We start from the raw sequence: 2,770 nt of genomic DNA, 5'->3' as shown, positions 1-2,770 counted from the left end.
TACGAGCGGCGCTACGAGCTGTACGCGCAGGGGCTGCGCTGGGAGGACTTCCGGCGCCTGCCGCAGCCGGTGAACAATGCGCTGGCCTTCACGGGCTTCCTGCCGCTGCCCACGCAGGAATGCCAGACCAACCCGGCGGCCGGCTGCTAGAGGTTCGGGCGTGCCGGGTGCGCCCCGACCCCGACCGCGGGGCAGGCAAGAGATGCGCGGGCCACGGTCCGCGCATCTGCTTTTCACCGGGTCGCGGGGAGACGGGACGGGATGCAGAAGCGGCTAATGCAGATCAGCGCGGCCGGGCTGGCTGTGCTGCTGGCGGCCGGCGGCGCTCGGGCGCAGCGCGCCGAGCGGCTGTTCTACTACCTGGACCGGCCGGAAAGCTACCAGAGCCTGGTCCAGCACATCGACCAGATGGGCATCCTCGCGCCCTCCGTGTACAAGGTGGACCAGGACGGGATCCTCTGGGGTGAGCTGGACGCGCGGGTCATTGCTCTGGCCAGGGCGCGCGGCGTCGGACTCATGCCGCTCGTGATCAATGACGGGTTCGACCAGCAGAAGCTGCATGCGCTGCTCGCGGGTGAGCCCGCGCGCACGCGTCTGATCCAGAGCCTGGTCGAGCTGTGCCGGCGCCACACCCTGCTGGGCATCCAGATCGATTTCGAGAACCTCCACCTCGACGACCGCGACGCCTTCACCCGCTTCTACCGCGAGGCCGCCGCGGCGCTGCACAAGGCGGGCTTCAAGATCAGCGTGGCCGTAGTGCACCGGCCGGACGAGTTGGCCGGCCCGAGCGAGTACCACAAGTGGCTGTTCACGAGCTGGCGTGGTGGCTATGACCTGAAGGCACTGGCGGAGTTGGGCGATTTCATCTCGGTGATGACTTACTCGCAGCACACGCGGCGCACGCCCCCCGGCCCACAGGCCAGCCGACCCTGGGTCGAAGAGGTCATCCAATATTTCCTGCGCTTCGTGCCGCCCGAGAAGCTCTCGCTCGGCATCCCGCTGGGCTCACAGCACTGGTACACATCGCAGGAGGAGCGCATCACGCCGGAGCTGGCCCGCTCGTACAGTGAGCAGCTTAGCTACGACTGGGCGCGGGGGCTGATCGAGCGACACGGCGCCTCCGTCCAATGGAGCGAAGAGCACCAGGTCTCCTACGCTTTCTACGCGCGCGGCGGTACGTTCGAGTGGGTGTTCCTCGAGGACGCGCGCAGCTTCCGGTCAAAGCTGGAGCTAGTTTCGAGGTACCGGCTGCGCGGGTTCTCGGCATGGGTGCTGGGCTCGGAGGATCCGGCGATCTGGGAGGCGCTCCGCTGACGCTCGCCACCTCGAGCAAGCGGCGCACCACACGCCGCCGATAGCGCCGCTCAACCCCGCGTCATGGCTCCGGCGGTTGGCTGGATCTGACGACGGCGATAGCGGCTCCCCAGTGTTCCAATCCCGCGTCAGGGCTGCGGCGGCCTGTTGGATCCCTGCTGCTGCGCTTGCTGCTGCGCCGCGCGCTCGGCGTGCGCCGCCATGGAATCGGCCATGACCTGGGCCGCGCGCTCCGCCTTGGCCTTCAAAGTGTCCCGCTTCTCTGGCCCCAGGCCGACGAAGCGGTAGAGCCGCTCGCCCTTCTTGACCAGCCCGAAGAACTCGCGCGCCACCCGCTCGAGCATGCCGGGGTCCGAGGCCAGCGAATCGACCCGCGCCTGGAGCTGCCCGATGCTGTCCCCCAGCATCCGGAGCTGCGCCAGTTCCGTGGCCTTTTGCTTCTTCACCGCCCGCGACTCGAAGAGGCTGTACTCGCCGCCGAACAGCGCGAAGTAGCCGGCGCCGCCGAGAATGATCAGGAGCAGGAGCCAGCGTATCCGTTTGACGAGCTTCATCGGTCCTCCCGGTTCGGAGGGGTGCGAGAGTCCAGAGCCGCGCTACCAGATGTCGCGTCCCGGATAACTGGCGCTCGCGCCCAGCTCCTCGGCTATGCGCAGAAGGCGGTTGTATTTGGCGACGCGGTCCGTGCGGCTGGCGCTGCCCGTCTTGATCTGCCCGGCGCGGGCGGCCACTGCCAGGTCGGCAATGAAGGTGTCCTCCGTCTCGCCCGAGCGATGGCTGATGATGGTGCGGTAGCCTGCGCGGCGTGCCAGGGCGATGGCTTCCAGCGTCTCAGTGAGGGTGCCGATCTGGTTCACCTTGATCAGGATGGCGTTGGCCGCGCCGCGCTCGATGCCGCGCGCCAGGCGCTCGGTGTTGGTGACGAAGAGGTCGTCGCCCACGATCTGGACGCGGCCGCCCAGGGCGGCGGTCAGCGCCGTCCAGCCGTCCCAGTCCTCCTCGTCCAGCCCGTCCTCGATCGAGAGTAGGGGGTAGCGGTCGACCCAGTCGCGCCAGAACTCGATCAGCTCGGGGCTGCTCAGCCGCCGGCCGCTGGACTTGTGGAAGACGTAGGCGCCGTCGCGGTACCACTCGCTGGCGGCGGCGTCCAGCGCCAGCGCGATCTCCTCACCGGCGCGGTAGCCGGCCTTCTCGATGGCCTCGAGCGTGACCTCGATAGCCTCCTCGTTGGAGGCCAGATCGGGGGCGAAGCCGCCCTCGTCGCCTACTGCCGTGCTCTTGCCGCGCGCCGCCAGCACCTTCTTCAGCGCATGGAACACCTCGACGCCCATGCGCAGCGCTTCCGTGAAGCTGGCCGCACCGTTGGGCGCGATCATGAACTCCTGGATATCCAGATTGTTGGCGGCGTGGGCGCCGCCATTCAGGATGTTCATGAGCGGGACGGGCAGCAGCGTGG

At 68.5% G+C, this 2,770-nt stretch carries 4 protein-coding genes; 2 read left to right on the top strand and 2 right to left on the bottom strand.

The annotated features are described in order from the left end of the window. Both HY703_13315 and HY703_13310 read left to right on the top strand, forming a co-directional pair. Positions 1–150 (top strand): hypothetical protein (locus HY703_13315; GenBank protein ID MBI4546171.1); only part of this gene is annotated, 150 nt, incomplete at its 5' end. A gap of 111 nt (positions 151–261) precedes the next feature. Further along, positions 262–1,314: a glycosyl hydrolase gene (locus HY703_13310; GenBank protein MBI4546170.1), complete on the top strand. Its 1,053-nt coding sequence runs from the start codon at positions 262–264 to the stop codon at positions 1,312–1,314. A 128-nt stretch (positions 1,315–1,442) separates the two neighbouring features. Here the strand turns inward: HY703_13310 and HY703_13305 are convergent, their stop codons facing one another. Both HY703_13305 and eno read right to left on the bottom strand, forming a co-directional pair. Next, positions 1,443–1,868, bottom strand: a complete 426-nt coding sequence (locus HY703_13305) for a septum formation initiator family protein (GenBank protein ID MBI4546169.1) — start codon at positions 1,866–1,868, stop codon at positions 1,443–1,445. A gap of 42 nt (positions 1,869–1,910) precedes the next feature. After that, positions 1,911–2,770: phosphopyruvate hydratase (eno, locus tag HY703_13300; GenBank protein ID MBI4546168.1), on the bottom strand; the 860-nt coding region annotated here is incomplete at its 5' end.

This window comes from Gemmatimonadota bacterium, assembly GCA_016209965.1.
Lineage (GTDB): Bacteria > Gemmatimonadota > Gemmatimonadetes > Longimicrobiales > RSA9 > JACQVE01.
This window is presented reverse-complemented; position numbering and strand designations above follow the sequence as displayed.